Here is a 708-nt window from a genome sequence, read left to right on the forward strand (position 1 = left end):
GATCGCGGCAACGTTCGCCGTTCGCAGCCGGGAATAACCATCTGCATTCCGACCGGGGTGCGATCGATGTCAGACATGTTGTGGCTCCGAGTTGATCGGCAAGGACAAGAGTCGCACGGGGGCTGCCGCTGTCCTATAGGGTCGAAGACAGTCCCCACAATTAGTTTCGGACGGAACAGCCCTTTAGGCGGCTACATGGCCGGTCGCGGGCTGGCGGCAAGTCGGCAATCGGGTGGCCGGTGAATGGCGGCAAGGCAACCGCCTAGATCGGACACTGGTGACGATCCGGCCGCCGCTTCGCATGGGAGCGACAATGAAGATCACACAGCAGTTGGTTCACGAGGCCGCCGCCATTTCGGCGCGTTGGCATTTTGCGGTCGGTGCCGCGCGGGTTTCCGCCGGGCTGCGGCGCGCCCTTGAAATGGCACTATCCCAGTGATCGCTTCTGCTGTTTGCGACATGCCGACGAGCGCCGATAATGTCTGCTCGTTGGGCTGGACCGGAAGTCGCGGTCAGGGTGTCATAACGACGCGATTGCCCCGAACCGGACAGTCGCGCGCCCGAAGGCGGGAACTGTGGTATCCTCCGTCAAACGCGAGTTGGTAGCGAATGTTGCGTGGGCCCTGGCGACAGTGCCCGGGAAGCATACAGTGCGATTGCGCACGGATCTGAGGATTGCTCTCCCGGGTTTTGAGGAGGACCAACGTC

The 708-nt window shown here is 62.3% G+C and carries 1 protein-coding gene; it reads left to right on the plus strand.

Translation table 11 applies throughout. The annotated features are described in order from the left end of the window. Window positions 1-313: 313 nt before the first annotated feature. Window positions 314-439 carry a hypothetical protein gene (locus tag AC629_RS50070; protein ID WP_283848250.1) on the plus strand — a complete coding sequence of 42 codons (126 nt, stop codon included), beginning with the start codon at window positions 314-316 and terminating at the stop codon, window positions 437-439. Window positions 440-708 lie beyond the last annotated feature (269 nt).

The sequence above is a fragment of the Bradyrhizobium sp. NAS80.1 genome, assembly GCF_001908205.1.
In the GTDB taxonomy this organism is placed as follows: domain Bacteria; phylum Pseudomonadota; class Alphaproteobacteria; order Rhizobiales; family Xanthobacteraceae; genus Bradyrhizobium.